10 protein-coding genes are annotated in these 21,961 nt (G+C 31.9%); all 10 read left to right on the top strand.

The features are described from left to right. Positions 1-3 precede the first annotated feature (3 nt). The 10 genes from AC2D6T_RS00120 to AC2D6T_RS00075 all read left to right on the top strand — a co-directional run bounded on the left by AC2D6T_RS00120 (position 4) and on the right by AC2D6T_RS00075 (position 21,952). Positions 4-966, top strand: a complete 963-nt coding sequence (locus AC2D6T_RS00120; RefSeq protein WP_484680034.1) for a family 43 glycosylhydrolase — start codon at positions 4-6, stop codon at positions 964-966. A gap of 23 nt (positions 967-989) precedes the next feature. Beyond that, a complete protein-coding gene (locus AC2D6T_RS00115; protein ID WP_484680033.1) occupies positions 990-2,486 on the top strand; it encodes a sulfatase family protein in 1,497 nt (498 codons plus the stop codon). Positions 2,487-2,498: 12 nt separating this feature from the next. Continuing rightward, positions 2,499-3,944, top strand: coding sequence for a sulfatase (locus tag AC2D6T_RS00110; protein WP_484680032.1), 1,446 nt, complete (start codon positions 2,499-2,501; stop codon positions 3,942-3,944). 120 nt (positions 3,945-4,064) lie between these two features. Continuing rightward, entirely contained in the window at positions 4,065-5,105 is a 1,041-nt protein-coding gene (locus AC2D6T_RS00105; RefSeq protein WP_484680031.1) for a GntR family transcriptional regulator, read from the top strand. A 142-nt stretch (positions 5,106-5,247) separates the two neighbouring features. After that, positions 5,248-9,294 carry a hybrid sensor histidine kinase/response regulator transcription factor gene (locus AC2D6T_RS00100; protein WP_484680030.1) on the top strand — a complete coding sequence of 1,349 codons (4,047 nt, stop codon included), beginning with the start codon at positions 5,248-5,250 and terminating at the stop codon, positions 9,292-9,294. Positions 9,295-9,384: 90 nt separating this feature from the next. Beyond that, complete coding sequence (locus AC2D6T_RS00095) at positions 9,385-12,414, top strand: glycoside hydrolase family 2 TIM barrel-domain containing protein (RefSeq protein WP_484680029.1); 3,030 nt, start codon at positions 9,385-9,387, stop codon at positions 12,412-12,414. Positions 12,415-12,523: 109 nt separating this feature from the next. Next, a complete protein-coding gene (locus AC2D6T_RS00090; RefSeq protein WP_484680028.1) occupies positions 12,524-13,648 on the top strand; it encodes an alginate lyase family protein in 1,125 nt (374 codons plus the stop codon). A gap of 13 nt (positions 13,649-13,661) precedes the next feature. Next, complete coding sequence (locus AC2D6T_RS00085) at positions 13,662-17,045, top strand: glycosyl hydrolase (RefSeq protein WP_484680027.1); 3,384 nt, start codon at positions 13,662-13,664, stop codon at positions 17,043-17,045. A gap of 6 nt (positions 17,046-17,051) precedes the next feature. After that, positions 17,052-20,534 carry a glycosyl hydrolase gene (locus tag AC2D6T_RS00080; protein WP_484680026.1) on the top strand — a complete coding sequence of 1,161 codons (3,483 nt, stop codon included), beginning with the start codon at positions 17,052-17,054 and terminating at the stop codon, positions 20,532-20,534. A 101-nt stretch (positions 20,535-20,635) separates the two neighbouring features. Continuing rightward, positions 20,636-21,952 (top strand): BNR-4 repeat-containing protein, encoded by a 1,317-nt coding sequence (locus AC2D6T_RS00075; RefSeq protein WP_484680025.1) that lies wholly within the window; start codon positions 20,636-20,638, stop codon positions 21,950-21,952. The last annotated feature ends 9 nt before the right edge of the window (positions 21,953-21,961 follow it).

The raw sequence follows: 21,961 nt of genomic DNA, 5'->3' as shown, positions 1-21,961 counted from the left end.
CGTATGAAAATTAAATATATTTTAGTTTGTGTTCTAACTGTTTGTTTAAGTTGTATAACCAATAAAAAAGAAACCAAAACAGAAGAAAATTCTAAAGAAGAGGTTACAGAAGTTTTGGAGAATAACCCTGTCATTCGTCATGTAAGAACAGCAGATCCATCTGCCCATGTTTGGAAAGATGGTAAAGTATGGATGTACACTTCTGGAGATAAGGAAGGTGCTGTGAATTATAACACTATGGATGGCTATAGAGCATTTTCATCAACAGATATGGTCAATTGGAAAGATCACGGAGAAGTTTTGCATTCAAAAGATATTTCTTGGGGTGTTCCTGGATGGATGTGGGCACCAACAGCCATTTATAAAAATAACAAGTATTATTTATTATATCCACATTCTGTAAAAGGTAATAAAGACGATATGCGATGTGGAGTTGCAGTAAGTGATGTTCCAGAAGGTCCTTTTAAAGATATGGGTTGGATTGATGGTGTGGAAGGCCAATGGCTAGATCCCTGTGTTTTTACAGATGATGATGGAAAAACCTATTTATATTGGGGTGTTAGAGAACCAAAAGTCGCTTTACTAAAAGACAATTTGTTAGCATTGGCAGAAAAACCGAGAACTATAGATTATGGGTATAAAAACTTTTTTGAAGCGAGTTATATGCACAAATACAATGGAAAATATTATTTTTCTTACAACGCAGGTTTAGGCGGATTTTATGCGATGGGAGATAATCCTTATGGACCCTTTGAATACAAAGGAGGATTAAACCCGAAACAAAGACAAGATCATCATTCAATAGTAAATTATAAAGGGCAAGATTATTTCTTTTACCATTGGCAAAATTGGAATGGAGGTTCTAAGTTTAGCAGAAATACCTGTATAGAATATTTGTATTATAATGAAGATGGAACCATAAAAGAAATTTATGCCACAAAAGAAGGCGTTCAAAAAATAAAGTAACAAATACACAATCAAACCAAAAAATGAGAGTCAAATTATTTTCTAGCTTAGTATTAGTGGCATTATTGTCATTGTCAAGTTGCAAAAAAGGAACTAAATCAGAAATAGTTGCAGAAAACACAAAATCTACATCTAAAAAACCAAACATTGTTTACATTCTTACAGATCAATGGAGAGGTTCTGCTTTAGGGTATGCAGGCAACCCAGATGTAAAAACGCCTAATTTAGATGCTTTTGCTAAAGAAGCTGTAAATTTTATAAATACCGTTTCAGTTACACCAGTTTGCACACCTCATAGAGCGGCTTTGTTTACAGGTAGATTTCCTACTACAACAGGAATGTTTTTAAATGATATTTATTTACCTGCAGAAGAAGAAACCATGGCAGAAATCTTTAAAAAGGAAGGCTATAGCACTGCTTATTGGGGAAAATGGCATTTAGATGGTCATGGGAGATCAACATATATTCCAAAAGAAAGACGACAAGGTTTCGATTTTTGGAGAGGATTAGAATGCTCTCACAATTACACCAAAATGGCTTATTATGATAATGATGATCCTAAAATAAAACATTGGAAAAAATATTCTCCATTTGCAATTACAGAAGATGCGAACCAATATTTAGAAGCTCATGCTAAAGATAAAAATCCGTTTTTAGCCGTGATATCTATTGCCACGCCACATTACCCACATGGCACTGCGCCTAAAAAATATAAGGCTATGTATCCACCAGAATCCTTGACATTAAATCCTAATATTTCAGATAAATTCAAAGAAAGAGCACGTAAAGAATTACAAGGCTATTATGCACACGCAACAGCAACTGATGAAGCTATTGGAAATGTGATTGATAAAATAAAAGAATTGGGTTTACTAGAAAATACCATTATTGTGTTTTCTGCAGATCATGGAGAAATGATGGGTGCTCATGGCGTAAAACCTTTTGTAAAACAATTGGCTTGGGACGAAGCTGTTCGCGTTCCTTTTTTAATTAGATACCCAAAAATTAAAGGTAATAAAGGGAAAGTTGTAAATGCGCCTTTAACAACGCCAGATATCTTACCATCTTTATTGGGGTTAACAAACATCAAAATTCCAAAAGAAATTGAAGGAGAAAATTTAACGGAATTAATTAAAAACCCAGATCCAAATGCAGATAGAGCTGCTTTGGTAATGAATGTGGCACCTTTTGGAGCCAATTATAAAGATCAACCTTATCGCGGAATTAGAACCAAACAATATACGTACGTGGTTACTCCAAAAGGACCAAGTATGTTTTATGACAATGTTAAAGATCCTTACCAACAAAATAATTTATTAGGAAAGTCAGAATTTGCCGAAATTCAACAAGATTTAGATGGTAAATTAAAGAAAGAACTTCAAAAAATCGGAGATCAAGTAAGACCAAGAGCGTATTATATGAAAAAATGGGGCTACAAATTTGACGATAGCAGAAGAGCTATTAATTGGTGGGATTGGAAAACAGGAACTGGTACAGTACAGACACCAAAAAAACTTTAAAATAAATTTAAAATGAGAAAATTACTAGTATTATTTTATTTAACCTTTTGCGCATCAATCTCTTTTTCTCAAGAAGAAAAACCCAACGTATTAATTTTTTATGTTGATGATTTGAGGGCAGAATTAGGTTGTTATGGAAGTAAAACAGCAATAACTCCAAATATTGATAAATTGGCTAAAGATGGAGTTTTATTTGATAAAGCCTATACGCAACAAGCCATTTGTGCGCCTTCTAGAATGAGTACCTTAACAGGTTTACGACCAGAAACACTAGGTATTTACAGTATTTTTACACCACTTCGAAAAATACATAAAAAGGTAGTTTCTATGCCTCAATTATTTAAAAAAAATGGTTACAAAACAGTTAGTATTGGTAAAGTATATCATCATAGTGTAGATGATAAAAAAGAATGGACAAATTATTTTGCAAAAGAAGCCAATAGTTATGTAAAGCCAGAAAGCATAGAGTTAATGAAACGTTTAAAAGCAGAAGGTAAAAAACCATTAAAAGGGCCTGCTTTTGAAGATGCCGATGTTACAGATGAGGCTTATAAAGATGGAAGAGTATCAAAATATGCTATCGAAACCTTAAAGAAAATTAAAAACGATAAATTTTTAATGTTTGTGGGTTTAAGTAAACCTCATTTACCTTTTAACGCACCTAAAAAATACTGGGATTTACATGATAAAAGTAAATTTAAAATTCCTTCGAGAGAAAAACCAGATGGTATGTATCGCTTGGCATTAAGTAAATGGGGCGAGTTAAAAGGCTATCATGGTATTCCTAAAAAAGGAGATCTAGATGATGAGTTAACTCGAAAGCTAATTCACGGTTACCATGCTTCTGTAAGTTTTATTGATGCTCAAGTGGGTAAAGTAATGCAGACTTTAGAGGCGTTAGATTTACGTAAAAACACCATTGTTATTTTTATGAGTGATCATGGGTATAAAATTGGCGAATATGGTGCTTGGTGTAAACATTCCAACGTAGAAATTGATGTGAGAGTACCTTTAGTTATTAGTAGAGAAACCAATTATAAGAAAAGAAAAACGGGTAAAACTTCAAATGCTTTGGTAGAAAATGTAGATATTTTTCCAACTTTAGTAGAGTTGTGTGGCTTAGAAGGACCAAAATCTGATGGTAAAAGTATTTTGCCAATCATAAACAAGCCCAACAAAAAAGGAGATAAAATTGCTACTAGCGTTTATGCTAGAGGTAAAAATATTATGGGGGTTACCGCTACAGATGGTAAATGGAGATATACAGAATGGAGAAATTCTGTAACCCATGAAATTTTACAAGCAGAATTGTATGAACATAAAAATAGCTTATTGTCTTTTGTAAATCTTTCTGGAAATAAAAAATATGAGAAAGTAGAACAACGTATGAAGACACTCTTAGAAAATCAATTTCCAAGAAATACTCCTTTTTTACAAAACGATCAACCAAGAAAATAGATAACTCTATTAAAACTATCAATATAGAATAGAAGAGTGTTAAAAAACTTTTAGTTACCCTATTTCAGATTTTTTATTTCTAATAGTAAATTAATTTTACCATGGTAAAAAGAACGTAATATGGTAGACTTAATTAAATTAGATCCCAACTCTGTTGTTCCAAAATATTTACAGATTATTGATGCAATATTGCATAATATTTCTGTGGGTAATATTAAAATTGGTGATAAAATGCCATCAATTAATAAACTGAGTAAAGATATTTACCTATCAAGAGATACTGTAGAAAGAGCCTACAGTATTTTAAAAAAACAAAAGGTTGTCGTTTCTGTTCATGGAAAAGGAACTTATATCGTAGAAACAGAATCTATATCTAAACCTAAAATTCTTTTTTTTGTTAATGAGTTGAGTCCTTACAAAATGAAAACCTATAACTCATTTTTAAAAACAATAGACAATAGTTCAAGAGTAGATTTACAAAGCTATCATTGCGATGAAAGTTTGTTTCTAGAATTGATGCAAAAATATAAATCGTTATACGATTACTTTGTGATTATGCCACACTTTAGAACCAAAAATTTGGCACACATTAGTACTACTGAAAAAGTAACAAAAGTTATCAGTAAAATACCAAAAGAAAATTTGATATTATTAGATAATGGCGAACATAAAATAGAAGGTAATTTTAATGAAGTGTATCAGGATTATGAAAATGATATCCATACAGCATTAAGTAAAGGTTCAGAAAGTATATCAAAATACCATCAATTAACAATTGTATACCCAAAGACCTCTTTTTATCCTTATCCTAAAAGTATTTTAGATGGATTTAAAAAATATAGTGTTCAAAATAATTTGGAATTTAAAATTATTGAGGAGGTTACAGAGCAAACAAAAATTACTCCAAAAAATATATTTATAACCTTAGAAGATGATGATTTGGTAAAGGTTGTAAATAAAATAAAAAGCAGTACATATGAGTTAGGTAAAGATATTGGTGTAATTTCTTACAATGATAGTCCATTAAAACAACTGTTAGGCATTTCTGTAATCACTACCAATTTCTCCTCAATGGGAGAACAGGCAGCAAATATGATATTGCAAAAGAAAAAAGAAATTGTAAAAATTCCAATTAATTTTATCGAGAGAACATCACTATAACAACTATATTTGAATTATTTTTTTTTAAAAAAGGGAGCCTAGTTTAGGTTTCCTTTTTTTTATAAGAACTATGCTACCAATTAAAATGTATTTTTTATTTTAGAACAACTATTTTAGCTCAAAACTTTAAATGGGTTTTTTTATGAAACAGAAACTATTTTTATTATTATTCATATTCGCTACTAATTTTCTGTTTGCACAAATAAGCAACTTTAACTTTAGAAATATTAATATTTCAGACGGATTATCTAACAATACTATTTCTTCAATAACCGAAGATAAATTTGGGCAAATTTGGATTGGAACAAGCAATGGATTAAACAAATACAATGGTAAAGAATTTACTATTTACAGAAATACTCCAGGTAAGAGTAATAGTATTAGTAGTAGTGAAACCATAAATGTTTTATCAGATAAAGAAGGCTATATTTGGATAGGTACCTTTAACGGGTTAAATAGGTTTGACCCTAAAACAAATACCTTTAAAAGATTCTATAAACGTCCTACTATTAAATATTCTTTAAGTCATAGTTTAGTGAGGTGTAGTTTAGAAATGCCGGGTGGAAATATATGGTTCGGAACAGAAAACGGTGTTTCTATCTATGAAAAAAAGAAAAATAGGTTTCTAAAGTTTTTACAACGCGATCCAAAAAAAGGTATTAGATCTATAAACAACATGATTCTAGATCATAAAAAAAATGTTTGGTTAGCCACAAATAAAGGAATTGTAAATGTTGAAAGAGGTAAAAGGTTTACGATTAATGATTACAGCTTAACAACAGAAAAAAATAATTTTGTTGTTAATAGCCTTCTCGAAATAACTCCAGGAGTTATCGGTGTTGCTACTAGAAATAATGGTTTCTTGTACTTTAATACAACTACAAAAGAATTTAGTAGACCAAAAGAAATCAATCTTCCTGTAAATATAGATGTAAGAGATATGGAGATTGATGATGACAATAATATTTGGCTGGCTACAACAAGTGGGCTTTACATTATAACTCCATCAAAAGAAACAATTTATTTAAAAGAAAATCAAGTAAATAGTAACGGTATAATTCAAAATTTTATTAAAACTATTTATAAAGATAAAAATGGGATGATGTGGTTAGGAACAGAAAATGGGGGAGTACTTACTTGGGATAAATCATATCAAAATTTTTTGCACCACAAAAATTACAAGCTATCTAACAATATTACAAATAGTATTGTAGCAGGTAAAGATGCTACTATTTATGTGGCTACAGAAGGTGGTGTTGTTAATACGTTTAATAAACAAAAAGAACTTTCTACTTTGTTTAAAGTAGAAAGTTTAGATAAAAATATCAATCATCCAATTCGTTCTTTATACTTTCAAAACCCCAATTTATTATTTGTTGGAACCTTAAATAAAGGACTAATAGTATATGATGTAAATACGAAGAAAAAACGTGATGATGTTGTTTCCGAAGAGCTTAAAAACTATATCGCTACCACTGCCATTTACGATATAAAAATAGATTCCAAAGATAATTTATATCTAGCTACTTTTGGTAAAGGGTTGGTTAAGTATAACTTAAGTAGTAAAAGATTACGTGTTTTTAGTAAAAGTCACATAACAATTACGTATTTAAAGACAATCTATATTGATAAAAATGATAATTTGTGGGTTGCTGGTATTGGAGGCGCAACAGCAATAAAATTTAATAATCAAGGAAAACTTTCAAGAAAAAACTTCTTTAGAAACAAACCTTTCAAAACCTTTAATATAAACTATATCTATAAAGATAATAATAATGAAGTTTGGGCTGGTTCTAACACTCGAGGGTTGTATAAGTTAGTAGGAAATGTTTTTAGAAAAGTAAGATTTTCCAAAAAAAACACGTTTTCTATGGTCAATTCAATCATAGAAGATGATGATGGAATTTTATGGTTAAGTACTGACAAAGGAATTGTCAAATACAATTCAAAATCAGATAAAAGTTTTATATACAATCAAAATAATATTATAGGAAACAACGATTTTAGACAAAACTCAGCATTAAAAGTTGACAACCAAATCTATTTTGGTCATTTGTATGGGGTTACTAGTTTTAATTCTAAAAAGCTTATCAAAGTCAATAAAGTACCAAAAGTAGTATTATCAGAATTAAAAATTAAAAATGAAATTGTTACTATAAAAGGAACTGATAGTATCTTAGCTAATGGTTTAAATTTTGCGGATCATATAAAACTAACGCATAATAATTCTAATTTTTCAATAAGTTACGCGCTTCCAAATTTTATAAACCCAACAGAAAACAGATATGCATATCGTTTAAAAGGGTTAGATGACTCTTGGACGTTTACCAAACAAACAGAAGCTTTTTTTACGCTTCAAAGTGCGGGTACTTATGAGTTTCAAGTTAAAGCAGCAAATCATGATTATGTTTGGAATAATAACCCAACCAAAATTAAGATAATAATTGGTCCTGCTCCATGGAAAACTTGGTGGGCTTATACCATATATTTCTTGTTGCTTTTTGCTATTTTTTATGGATTTAGTTGGTTTGTACAATCCAAATCTAGATTAAAAGATAAGTTAGAATTAGAATATATAGCTAACAAAAAAAACGAAGAATTAAACCAAGTAAAGCTTCAGTTTTTTACAAATATATCTCACGAATTTAGAACTCCATTAACCCTGATTATTGGTCCTCTTCAAAATATTTTAAACAACTATAAAGGCTCTAGTGAAATACATAAAAAATTAAAAATTATTGAAAGTAGTACCAATCACCTTTTACGATTAATCAATAGATTAATGGATTTTAGAAAACTAGAGAGCAATCAATTCCAATTAGAAGCTGCTGAAGGAAATATTGTTAAGTTTTTACAAGAGATTTTTTTATCGTTTACAGAACATGCTAAAGATGGTAATTACAACTACCAATTTATACCCTTAGAAGATGAAATCTTAGTGTATTATGATCGCTACAAATTAGAGCGTGTTTTCTACAATTTAATATCAAATGCCTTTAGATATACAGAAAAAGGAGGAACCATTTTGGTAAAATTAAAACAAGAAAATGAACAAGTAATTATTGAGGTTGAAGATTCTGGAGTTGGTATTGCTGATGAATTTTTAGATAAAATATTTGATCGTTTTTTTGAAGTTGCTGTGCATAAGCAAACTGATGAAAATCATCTAAAAGGTACAGGTATTGGATTATCGATCGCAAAAAATATTGTAGAACTGCATCATGGAGAAATAACTGTTGTTAATCTAAAGCCACATGGAGCAAGATTTTCTGTAGCACTTAAACTTGGTGTAAAACATTTATCAGAAAAAGAAATTATAAAAGATTTTAAGAAAAGTGATGATGTATCTCAATATGTTACTCAAATAAATTTACCAGAATGTGAAAATAAACAAGTAGAAGATTTAATATTAAAAGAAAAAAAGTATACCATTCTTATTGTTGAAGATAATGTGGTGCTTAGGTCTTTTATGAAAGAAATCTTAAAAGAAAAATACAATATTCTTGTTGCTGAAAATGGCCAAGTTGCATTAGATAAGGCAATTAAACATATGCCAGATTTAATTGTAAGTGATGTAGTAATGCCAAAAATGGTGGGTACCGAATTGTGTTCAAAAATAAAAACCAACATAACTACTAGCCATATACCTGTAATATTATTAACCTCTAGATCTTCATTAATCTATAAGTTCGAAGGTTTAGAAAGTGGAGCTGATGATTATATCACCAAACCTTTTGTTCTAAAAGAATTCAAATTAAAGATTAAAAATATTTTGGATTCTAAACAAAATTTAAAAAACAAATTTATTTCTGATAGTAGCTTTGAATCTTTAGATATTTCTTTAACATCTATAGATCAAAAATTATTAGATAAAGCGTTTAAAATAGTAAAAGAAAATATTGCAAATCAAGAATTTAATATTGCACAATTTGCTGAAGATTTAGGCGTAAGTCGTTCAATGTTATTTACAAAGATAAAAGCTTGGGCAAATGCAACACCTAATGAATTTATTCAAGAAATACGTTTAAATCACGCAGCAAAACTACTGGAAATTAATGAACTAAACATTTCAGAAGTAAGTTATCAAGTAGGCTTTAAAAGACCAAAATATTTTAGTCAATGTTTTAAGAAAAAATACGGATTAACACCCTCAGAATTTTCCGATAAATTTAATAGTAACAATATTTAAAAAAGTTTTCCTCAGCCATAACACCACAGGATTATTTTTTGATTTTTTAAGATTATGTTTGATTTTTATTACTAAAAATTAAAACACAAAATGAAAAAAACATTCCTGTCGCTCTTTTTATTGATTTATACTATTCAATATAATGCACAACGTGCAGAAACCAACTTCAATAATAATTGGAATTTTATTCTAGAAGATAATCCTTCATTCTCAAAAGAAACTTTTGATACTAAAGGATGGAAAAGTCTTAATGTACCTCATGATTGGTCTTTTGAAAAAGGCGTAAGAAAAGGTGGTGACCAAGGTCAAGGTGGTGGTTATCACGATGGTGGAATTGGCTGGTACAGAAAACAATTCAACGTAAATAAAGAAAGTCTTTCAAAAATTACCTACATCAATTTTGATGGGGTGTATATGAATTCTGAGGTTTGGGTAAATGGCAATCATTTAGGTAAAAGACCTTATGGCTATATCAGTTTTAGATATAATATTTCAAAATATTTAAAAGAAGGAAAAAACACAATAGCTGTTAGAGTTGATAATTCTTTAGAACCTTCTGCACGTTGGTATCACCCATGTGGAATTTACGCACAAGTAAAATTAATTGAAGTAAACCCTACTCATTTTAAACCCAATTCTATTTTTATAAAAACCCCATCTATTACTGATAAAAAAGCAACAGTTGCAATTGATGCAGAAATCAATGGAAAATTAAAAGGATTAAAATATGAAGTAAAATTATTTTCTCCAGAAGGAAAAGAATTGACGAGTAAATGTGAGAAATTATCAAAAAGAAATCCAACATATCAATTTGAAGTAAATACACCACAATTATGGAGCCCAGAAACCCCTACTCTATACAAAGCGGTAACTCAAATTTTAAAAGGAAAAAAAGTTATTGATGAAATTGAAACCACATTCGGATTCAAAACTGTAGAATGGAAAACTGATACAGGCTTTTGGTTAAATGGAGAAAACGTAAAGTTAAAAGGTGTTTGTGAACATTGGGAAGGTGGCCCTGTTGGTGGCGCTTGGACAAAACCCATGTTACGTTGGAAATTACAGAGTTTAAAAGATATGGGTATCAATGCCATTCGTCCTTCTCATAACCCTACTCCACCCATGTTTTACGACATTTGTGATGAAATTGGTTTGTTAGTAATGGATGAAATTTTTGACGGTTGGCACAAAAAAGCACCACAAGATTATGGAAAACAAGCTTTTAATGAATGGTGGCAACGTGATGTCACAGAATGGATAACAAGAGATAGAAATCACCCTAGTATTTTTGTGTGGAGTTTGGGTAACGAAACCCACAGCCCAATTGGACCAGAATTGGTAAAATTCGGAAAAAGTTTAGACCCAACACGATTATTTACATCTGGAGCAGGAAATCCAGAAGATATGGATATTCAAGGTGTAAATGGAGGTTCTGAAACCAAATCGTTTATAGAAAGTAAAACTTTTGACAAACCATTTATTTCTACAGAAGCGCCACATACATGGCAAACACGTGGATATTACAGAACCCAAACGTGGTGGAGAGATAATGAATTACCTGGTACATATCCGTTACCAAATTTAACAGAAAAAGAAATCTTTTTTTACGAAGGCATCAATCCTAAAAACTGGAGAAATAGAAAACAAAGTTTCAATTCTTCCTATGACAATGCAACTGTAAGAGTTTCTGCTAGAAAATATTGGGAAGTAATGCGAGACAATCCTTGGCATAGTGGTCATTTTAGATGGACAGGTTTCGATTATTATGGAGAAGCTGGTTTGGTGCACGGAGGTTTACCTTTCAACTTATTTATGGGAGGAGCTTTAGATGTAGCTGGTTTTAAAAAGGATTTATTTTATTTCTACCAAAGTCAATGGACTAAAGAACCTATGATTCATATGTTGCCACACTGGTCGCATCCAAGAATGAAAAAAGGAACTGTTATTCCAGTTTGGGTGTATTCTAATGCTGATGAAGTTGAATTATTTTTAAACGGAAAATCGTTAGGAAAAGACAAACCAGGTAAGGTTTGGAACGAAATGCAATGTGAGTGGATGGTGCCTTACCAAGAAGGAAAATTGGAAGCAATTGCGTACATTGATGGAAAAGAAGTGAAAAGAACTTCATTTAGCACAAGTAAACAACCATCAAAATTAAAAACCAACATTCAAAAATTAGAGGCTGAAGGTTCTTTTACAACAAGTTACATCATTACCTCAGAAAGTCTAGATGAAAATGATAATTTGTATCCTTATGGAGAAAATAAAATCTACTATAACATTCAAGGAGATCTAAAAAAGATTTCTATGGAAAATGGAAATCCTATTGATCCTACAAGTAGAACAAAATCAGATTTTAGGGAATTGTTTTTTGGTAAAAACAGATTGTTTTTAAGAGAAAAACCAAATGCTAAAAACGGTACAATTGTTACTGCTTCAATTTTAGGAGACAAAGCCTTGTATATTTCTAATGAGATTTCAATTGATGCAGAACTGGTAACTCTTTTTGGAAATAGTGGTGCATCTAATTTAGAAATAGCATATACCATAAATGGAGAAGATCCAAAAACCTCTGGAATTAACTACACAAAACCTTTTACGGTTAAAGATGGAACAACAGTTAAAGCTATAGTAAAACAAAACGGAAAAGTAGTGTTAACTCTAAAAGAAACTTTTGGTAAAAATGAAGGCTTATTTTGGGGTGATGAACACTCTAAAGATATGTGGATTGGAAGAGGAATTAATATTTCTGCTGAAGATGGTATTTTAAAAGGAACTGCAACTGCAAGTAGAAACGCAAGACGTTTTAAAGGGTCTGGTTTTGTAGATTTTAAAGGTGGAGAAGGCTCTGTAGAATTTTATCAAGAAAATGATGGTGAAGAGGGCGATTACAGCATGCGCTTTAGATATATGCACAATAATAAAGGAGAATTGCATCCTATGAAATTATTTTTAAATGACGAATTTGTAAGGATGTTAGAGTTTAAACCAACAGGTGGTTGGGAAAAAGAATGGAAGTTTGTACCAGCTATTTTAAGATTAAAAGCAGGTGCAAATAGCATAAGAATTGAAACCACAGGAAAAAGTGGTCCTTATATTGATGAGTTGTTTATAGATTAAGTTATTTTAAAAGAAATATTCTTTTATCAGACCTTTCAGGTTTTAAAACCTGAAAGGTCTGCTTAAATAAACAGAGAACTAATTTTAATTACTACTCAAAAAAAGTTTAATGATGAAACTATCGGTATTTTATAAACTAACAGTTCTTATACTTCTAATAAGCATATACAGTTGTACGAATTCCCAAAGTAATATTAAAGAAGATAAGCAACTGCTTCATAAAGCCGATTCATTATTAACTATAAAACCATTTTCAGTAGTCAATAAAAAAGTATTACCACCAAGTGAAGACAAACACGATTATATGAGCATTGGTCCATATTGGTGGCCAAATCCAGATACACCAGATGGTTTACCATACATTAGGAAAGATGGAGAAATAAATCCTGAAACAAGAAATAATCATACCGATTTTGTCGAAAAAAGCAACTTCTTTTCAGCTGTAAAAACATTAAAAAAAGCTTATACTATAAGTAATAAAAAGAAATACGCCAATAAAAATATAGTACTTATTAAAGCTTGGTTTTTAAATGATGAAACCAAAATGAATCCAAATGTGAATTTTGGGCAATATTTACCTGGTGACTCTGAAGGACGGTGTTTTGGTATTATTGAATTTGGAGGACTAACAGCAGTATTGCAATTTTTAGAAATCGCAAAAGCGAATAATTTTCTTGATTCAGAAACAGAAAAGTGTATGCACATTTGGTTTACTGAATACAGCAATTGGTTAAAAAACAGCAAGCTTGGTATGGAAGAAGCCATAAGGAAAAATAACCATGGTACGCATTACGATGTGCAATTGCTAAGTATTTTAATCTACCTAAATCAAATTGAAGAAGTCAAAAATTATCTATCAACCACAACAAAAGCTAGAATTTTTAGCCAAATAGAACCTGATGGAAGTCAGCCACTAGAATTGGCAAGAACAAAATCGTTTTCTTATTCAGTAATGAATTTACACGGATTTTTAGAATTGGTTAGACTAGGAAAAAAAGTAGATGTTAACCTTTGGGAATTCATTTCTAACGATGGTAGCAGTATAAAAAAGGGGTATCAATTTTTAGTGCCATATCTACTAAAAGAAAAAAAATGGCCATACAAACAAATAAAGAGTAGAAGGTCTTCTGAAGAAAAATTAATTACTGATTTAAAATACATCAGTAAAAACTTAAAGGATACCTCTTTTGATGACGTACTTGAGCAATTAAATCAGAAAAACAACAACAATTAATCATTCAATAAAAATGAAGAAAGTAATACTCTCACTAATTTTTACCCTTACGATTTTAATATCCTGTCAGAATTCCAAGATTTCTAATGGTCCAGAAAATAAAGTCAGTCTAGAAGAAGGTTTTATAAATCCACCACAAGAAACCAAACCAAGAACTTGGTATCATATTAACAGCGGAAACGCTTCAAAAGAAGGATTTACCAAAGATTTAAAAGCTATAAAAGAAGCTGGAATTGGTGGTGTTTTAGTGTTTAACGTATCAATGGGTTTGCCAGAAGGTGATGTAAAATACAACTCGCAAGAACATCGCGATATTTTAACCCATGCAGCCAAAGAATGTGAAAAATTAGGTTTGAGTTTTGGGGTGCATAATTGTGATGGTTGGACCTCTAGTGGAGGGCCTTGGGTAACCCCAGAAAATGCGATGAAAGTTGTAGTAAATAGTCAAGTCATTGCAGAAGGTGGAAAGGAAGTAAATATTCAACTACCACAACCTCCAGCAAGACATAATTATTATAAAGACATTGCTGTGGTGGCATATCCAACTTTAGCAACCGAGTTAATTGATGACAGTGCAAAACCTATAATCACATCTTCAGATAAAGCCTTTAATGTAGCTTTAGCAACTGACAAACAAACCAACACACATGCGGATTTAAAGGCAAAGGGTTGGGTGCAATATGATTATGGAAAACCACACAAGATTCAATCTATAAACGTTTTTATTAATAAACGAAAAGGACGATTAACTTTATTAAAATCAGACGATGGCGTTCATTTTACAGTTGCTCACAAACCTAGAGAAGAACGTATTGGTAAAGACGAGTGTTATTTCTATGAAAGTTTTAAACCTGTTACAGCACGTTATTTTAGGATAGAAACTGAAATGGATGCTGGTTTCTATGAAATGCAACTTTCTGCAAGTCCTGTTTTAGGAAATATTATGGAATACACGTCGTATAGAAAAAATAGACGTCCTATTAGAAATACTGCATCAGAAGCATTTATTAAAAAAGAAGACATTCTTATTTTAAGTGATAAAATGGATGCTAATGGAATGTTAAAAACAACATTACCAGAAGGAAATTGGACAATCATGCGTTTTGGATTTACAGCATCAGGCGCAACAAACGAACCCTCATCAGTTGAAGGGAAAGGATTAGAAGTCGATAAATTTAGTAAAAAGGCATTAAAAGTACATTACGATGCTTTTGTTGGCAAACTGGTAGAGCAAGCAAAAATTGATGCTCCAAATGCCTTGCAATATGTAGAAATAGATAGTTACGAAGTTGGCCCGCAAAACTGGACAGACAAGATGGAAAAGCTATTCAAAGAACGTTTTGGTTACGATTTCACTCCGTTTTTATTGATGTATGCTGGTAAAAGCATAGAAAATAATGAAACTGTTGAAGCCGTTTTTTGGGATATGAAACAATTGGTAAGTGATTTAATGGTTATCAATTATTTCGATTATTTTACAGAATTATGCCATCAAGATGGTTTGATATCCTACATCGAACCTTACGGATTTGTGGGGCCATTTAATAGTTTAGATGCTGGTAGAAAAGCTGATATTCCTATGGGAGAGTTTTGGTTAGGTAGAGGAAATAAACACAAACGCGCACCAGTTTCCTCTGGTCATATTTATGGTAAAAATGTAATTTCTGCAGAAGCTTTTACAAGTACCAAATTAAACTGGGGATTTCATCCGGCTTTAGCCAAACAAAAAGGAGATTACGAATGGACTAATGGAATTAATGAATATATGTTTCATCGTTTTGCGCATCAATCCAATACGCACGTAAAACCAGGAATGAGTATGAGTTTTGTAGGATCTCATATAGATCGTACACAAACTTGGTGGGACAATGCAGGTCCAGAATGGTTCAATTATTTGGCAAGAGGTTCATATATGTTACGTCAAGGAAATCCTGTGTTAGATGTGTTGGTTTTTGTGGGCGATAGAGCACCAAGTCATGTTATTCACTCTAATCAAATACGTCCTAAACTTCCTGCAGCTTATAAATACGATTGTGTAAATGCCGATGTAATTGTAAATCGACTAACGGTAGAAAACGGAAAATTAAAATTACCTAATGGCATTACCTATAGTGCCTTGTCTTTGCAGAGAAATGATATTATCAATATAGAAACCTTAAGAGGAATTCATAAACTCTCGCAACAAGGCGCTTTAATTGTTGGAAAGAAACCAAAGAAACTTGGTGGTTATAAAGTAACTGAAGCCATGCAAGCTGAATTTGATAAATTAGTCAACGATATTTGGTCGAGTAAAAAAACATACAGTACAGGCGAATGGGGACAAATTTTAGAGGAAAATTCAATTCAAAAAGATTTAATTGTAGAAGGACAACCAGACTTTAACTTCTACCACAGACGTACTGAAAATGAAGATATTTATTTTGTGTATAATCATAATTTAGATAAATCCGAAACCCTAAAATGTAGCTTTTTAGTGGAAGGAAAAGTACCAGAATTATGGAATGCAGAAACTGGAGAGATTACCAAATTAGTGGAGTATACCACCAAAAACGGACGAACCGATATTTCTATTCCAATGCATCCGCAAGAATCGGTTTTTGTGCTTTTTAAAGAATCTGAAACAACTCAACCTAAAGTTACTTTTACACCAGTTAACAATGTGGCTAAACCAACATTTAGTCTAGATGAAAATAATAAATTACAAGCTGAAGTTTATGCAAACGGAAACTATACAGCACTTGTAAACGATTCTGAAAATTGGACTATGAATGTAAGTGATTTTCCAAGTGAAATTGAAATAATAGGCAATTGGGAAATCAATTTTAGAGCAGAAGACTTTTATGAAGCCTCAATAAAAACAGATAAATTGTTTGATTGGACGATAAGTAAAGTAGAAGAAATAAAACACTATTCAGGAACCGCAATTTATACAACAACATTCAATATAGAAAAAGGAATGTTGCAACCCGATAGACAATTTAAAATTGATTTAGGCAAAGTTAATGTGATTGCAAAAGTACTTTTAAACGGAAAAGATGTTGATGTAAGCTGGATAGCGCCGCATACGTTTAATGTGACAAATGCTTTAGTAGAAGGAGAAAACGCGTTAGAAATTCAAGTAACCAATCAATGGACGAATCGTTTAATTGGCGATGAAAAATTACCCAACCAAACGGAATATGATGTAAGAAGAAGTAAAAAAGGTTTTGGCTCTGAAGATTATAGAGGCAAATACAAAAAAATGCCAGATTGGTACATAAATAATCAACCACTTCCAGAAGGACCACGCAAAACCTTTAGTGCCTATTCATTCCAAAAAGCAACGGACGAATTATTACCTTCAGGATTGTTAGGACCTGTTACAATATCGACTTCAAAAATTATAAAAAGACAATAATATACAATGAAGAATTTAGCCATTTTAGTTCTACTATTTTTAGGTTTTGGATGTAGTCCATCTTCAGAAAAAATGGCGCAAGCTCTAACCTTAGAAGACGGATTTAAAAACCCACCAAACGAAGCCAAAGCAAGAACTTGGTGGCATTGGATTAGTGGTAACGTTTCTAAATCAGGAATCACAAAAGATTTGGAAGCAATGAAAGCAGTTGGTATCCAAGAAGCACAGTTGTTTAATGTGCATCTAGGGTTTCCAAAAGGACCTGTGAAATATTTAAGTGAAGAATGGCTAGAGTTATTCAAGTTTTCTGCAGAAGAAGCCAAACGTTTGGATTTAGAATTGGCATTTCACAACAGCGCAGGTTGGTCGTCTTCTGGTGGTCCTTGGGTTACCGAAGAAAATGCGATGCAAACAGTCGTTTTTAGTGAGCTTACAATTGAAGGCGGAAAACAAATTAAAACACAACTACCAAAACCAAAAACGAAGTTTGAGTATTATAAAGACATTGCAGTTTTGGCTTTTCCAAAACCTAAAGCAACGAAAAAGATAGACGGATTAGATTATAAAATATTATCTGAGCGTATACGTAATCATCTATTACCAGATACCAAAACGATTCCACAAGAATCAATTATTTCAAAAGAAACTGTTATCGATGTAACTTCTAAAGTATCTGAACAAGGAATCTTAGAATGGAAAGCTCCAGTTGGAGAATTCGTTATTTTAAGATTTGGACACACACCCATTGGAACTACAAATCGTCCTGCACCACCAGAAGCCAAAGGTTTGGAAGTGGATAAAATGAGTAAAACAGCAGTAGATGCCTATTGGGCAGGTGGCGTACAACCTATCATTGATAAACTGGGAGATTTAATAGGAACCACCGTTAACAAATGTTTAATTGATAGTTATGAGGTAGAAACCACCAATTGGACAACTGGTTTTGAAACACAATTTGAAAACTTAAGAGGTTACGATTTAAAATCCTTTTTACCAACTTTAGCAGGCTATTATATAGAAAGTGGTGAAGTATCCGAACGTTTTCTGTGGGACTTTAGAAGAACTATTGGCGATTTAATTGCTGAAAATTACTACGCACATTTTGCAGAATTATGCCATAAAAACGGAATGAAATTCTCTGTTGAACCTTATTGGGGACCTTTTGATAATATGCAAGTAGGTGCAACAGGAGATATTGTAATGTGTGAATTTTGGAGTGGAGGATATCCGTTTTTTGATTCGGCAAAATTTGTTTCTTCAATTGCACATTTAAATGGAAGTGCTATTGTTGGTGCAGAAGCATTTACAGGAATTGGTGGTTGGGACAAACACCCAGCAGACATAAAATCAATTGGAGATCAAGCTTGGGCACAAGGCATTACACGTTTTATTTTTCATTCTTATGTACATCAACCTTGGGATGTTGCACCTGGTTTGGCATTAAGTTATCACGGATTTGATTTTAATAGAAATAATACTTGGTGGAATCAAGGAAAAGGATTTTTAGATTATATAGCACGATCTCAATTTTTATTACAACAAGGAAAAAATGTAGCCGATGTTTTAGTGTTTACTGGAGAATCATCACCAAATACGGCTTTTCTAAAACCAGAAATTAAAAAAATGGGTTTTGATTATGATTTGATTGGCGCCAATAAATTGAAAGACTTAACTGTTAAAGATGGAATAATTTACTCTTCAGTTGGAAATGCTTATAAAATTTTGGTATTGCCAGAATCTAGTTTTATAAAACCAGAAACCTTACAAAAAGTAAAGGAATTGGCTGAAGGTGGAGCAATAGTTATTGGTAAAAAACCAACACAATCGCCAAGTTTAACTGGTTATCCAAATAATGATAAAGTTGTTGAAAATTATGTTGATGAATTATGGGGAAAAGATTTGGTAAAGGAGAATTCAATTGAAGCTGTGTTAAGCAATCAAATACCAGATTTTAAATTAGAAACTAGCGATAACTCAGATCTAAGTTTCATCCACAGAAAAACAGCTAATGCTGATATTTATTTTATCGCCAATGCTAGAAAAGAGGCAAGAGATATTGTAGCGCGTTTTCGAGTTTCAGGAAAACAACCAGAACTTTGGAATTCGGAAAAAGGCACTATGAAAGATTTGGTGGTTTTTAAAGAGAACAAAGATGGCACAACTACAGTTCCGTTATCTTTAGGTGTGGAAGAATCGGTTTTTATAGTATTTAAAAAGCCTATAAAAGCAAACCATTTAACATCCGTTAAAATGGAATTAGAACAACCAAAATCGGAGGCTCTTTCGAATTTAGAAATCATAAAAGCTGAATATGGTACGTTTCTTCAAGAAGGTTTAATAGATATTACAGATAAAGTAAATGATGCCATAAAAGATGGCAAATTAGACTTTAAAATGTCTCGAGCGTTTTGCGATTGCGATCCTGCAATGGGCTATAAAAAAGAGTTTAGAATGGAATACCAAATAGGAGAATCTATTCATCAAATTTATGCAGAGGAACGCGAGCATATAGAAATTGATGCAGAAGGTAAAACTTTAAAAGTGTTAAAAGCTGTATTCGGGAAGTTTAAAGCGGAAACCAAGGGTATTCCTCAAAATTATAAAACCTATGAGGTTACAAATAAAATTAAAGAACTAGTTGCAAACAATACTTTTGATATTCTGATTTCTGATACATTGATAGATAATCAAATTCCAGAAGGTAATAAAACCACCTTAAAAATTACTTACAAAACTGATGGTGAAGAACGCACTATGTTTATTCCTAAAGGACAAATTCTAAAACTATCAAAAGACACATCAAAACCTGAGTTAATGTATAGTGAAGATGCTATAAATTGGATAACACTAAATACAGGTAAAATTACTTATACCAATGCATCAGGAAAAACAAAAACTGCAGCAGTAAGTGCAATACCAGAACCCATTGATTTGTCAAATTCTTGGCAGGTTGATTTTCCATCAAACTCAGGTGTTCCAGAAAACGTAAAATTTAAGGAACTAATATCGTGGTCAAATCATAAAGACGAAAATATTCAGCACTTTTCTGGAACTGCATCTTACAAAAAAGAATTTACGATTTCTGATGATTTATTGCAATCAGATAAAAGTTTAGAACTCGATCTAGGAAGCGTAGCTGTAATTGCAGAAGTATTTATCAACGAAAAAAAGGTAAGTACTTTATGGAAAGCACCTTTTAGAGTTACTATTGATGGCTTTGTAAAAAAAGGAACAAACACTATAAAAATTAAAGTAACCAATTTATGGCCAAACAAACTAATTGGTGATGAAGGTTTGCCTTTAGATTATGAACGAAGAGGAGATAAACTAAAAAAACTACCAGATTGGTTGTTAAATAACACAAAACGACCATCAAAACGAACCACATTTTCATCTTGGAGACATTGGAGAAAAAACGATGAATTACTTACCTCAGGTCTTCTTGGTCCAGTTAAATTAAGAGTTTCAAAAATAATACCCATAAAATAATGATAAAAAAAATAATAATTCTCAGTATCTGTTTTTGCTTTTTCCTAGTGGGATGTAATGGCAGTAAAAAAGTAACTTCAGAAGAGAAGAATAAAGACATAATGGTAGATTATTTTGCTGATAATGGTTTTGGGAATACAGTGGCTATTGTGCAACACCCTTCAGGAGTGTATCACAAAGGAATTACGTATGTGGCGTATCAAGGTCCTTTAGAAGATCCTTATGTAGTATCGTACAATCATAAAACCAAAGAATGGAAAGGTCCTTTTAAAGCCGGTATTAGTGAAATGGGTAAAGACCCGAATCGTAAAAAGAAAATAGATAATCATGGTAAACCTGCATTACTTATTGACAATGAAGGCTATATTCATATTACTTTTGGAGGTCATGGAGGTATGCGTAAACATGGAGAAAATCCCTTAGGAAACCATGGTTATGGTAAAAATTTACATGCAGTTTCTAAAAAACCTTTAGATATTTCTAGTTGGGAAACCTTGGATAATGTTTCATTGTTTGGGACCTATAGCCAGTTTGTAAAAATGGACAATGGAGACATCTACTTTTTTTATCGCCATGGAGCTCATAGAAGTGATTGGGTGTATCAAAAGTCAACTGATAATGGAAAAACATTTGGAGAACCGGTTTCCTTTTTAAAACACAAACGCAGAACAGATATAGAAGCCGAAGATTCATGGTATCCTTGGGTGAGTAGAGGTAATGGAGGTGATATTATTGTTGCATTCGATTACCATATTTGTAGAGACAAAAATAACCCTCAAGATACACGTGGGCACATTCCAGAACGTCACAATTTGTATTATATGCTTTTTGACACCAAGACAGGCGAATGGAAAAATGTTAAAAATGAACTTTTAGAAATACCTTTAACCAAAGAAATGGCAGATGAAAAAACTCTGGTTAAAAAAATACCTGATGATTGGACTTTTCAAGCAATCACTGATGTAGATCCAAATGGAAATCCACATGTAGGTGTCTTAGTTGGTCCAGATATTGGAGCAAAAAGAAGCGGACCAAAGCGCATGCAACATTTTAGGTGGAATGGAAAAGAGTGGTTACAAAGTAAGAATACTAACCTTCCAAGAGGAAATGGAGATATAGAAGTAACATCAGCAAAAGAAGTTAGTATTTATTTAGAGAGTGAAACCAATAATGATGTTGGAGAAATTGCTAGGTGGGATAGTTTTGATTGTGGTGATACTTTTAAAAAGAACAAGGTTTTTTTACAAATAGAAAACTCTGGCTTTGTGATATCTGCTTTGATTGATAACCCTCACCCTGATGCTAGAATCATTGTAGGAGAAAAAGAAAAAGGTTCAGATTTTAGAAAAATGTATTTGTTAGGAGATAATGGACCAATTAAAAGAGTTAAGAAGAACTTTGGTAAAATTAAAAAATAAAAAAAATAA

Source organism: Polaribacter sp. YIW18, assembly GCF_057219325.1.
The sequence above is the reverse complement of the archived record's forward strand: the minus strand, read 5'-3'. Positions and strand labels throughout refer to the sequence as shown.

What these genes read in the sequence shown, in the direction of transcription:
- AC2D6T_RS00120 (WP_484680034.1), top strand. Translation starts at nt 4, where the DNA reads ATGAAAATTAAATATATTTTAGTTTGTGTTCTAACTGTTTGTTTAAGT.
- AC2D6T_RS00115 (WP_484680033.1), top strand. Translation starts at nt 990, where the DNA reads ATGAGAGTCAAATTATTTTCTAGCTTAGTATTAGTGGCATTATTGTCA.
- AC2D6T_RS00110 (WP_484680032.1), top strand. Translation starts at nt 2,499, where the DNA reads ATGAGAAAATTACTAGTATTATTTTATTTAACCTTTTGCGCATCAATC.
- AC2D6T_RS00105 (WP_484680031.1), top strand. Translation starts at nt 4,065, where the DNA reads ATGGTAGACTTAATTAAATTAGATCCCAACTCTGTTGTTCCAAAATAT.
- AC2D6T_RS00100 (WP_484680030.1), top strand. Translation starts at nt 5,248, where the DNA reads ATGAAACAGAAACTATTTTTATTATTATTCATATTCGCTACTAATTTT.
- AC2D6T_RS00095 (WP_484680029.1), top strand. Translation starts at nt 9,385, where the DNA reads ATGAAAAAAACATTCCTGTCGCTCTTTTTATTGATTTATACTATTCAA.
- AC2D6T_RS00090 (WP_484680028.1), top strand. Translation starts at nt 12,524, where the DNA reads ATGATGAAACTATCGGTATTTTATAAACTAACAGTTCTTATACTTCTA.
- AC2D6T_RS00085 (WP_484680027.1), top strand. Translation starts at nt 13,662, where the DNA reads ATGAAGAAAGTAATACTCTCACTAATTTTTACCCTTACGATTTTAATA.
- AC2D6T_RS00080 (WP_484680026.1), top strand. Translation starts at nt 17,052, where the DNA reads ATGAAGAATTTAGCCATTTTAGTTCTACTATTTTTAGGTTTTGGATGT.
- AC2D6T_RS00075 (WP_484680025.1), top strand. Translation starts at nt 20,636, where the DNA reads ATGGTAGATTATTTTGCTGATAATGGTTTTGGGAATACAGTGGCTATT.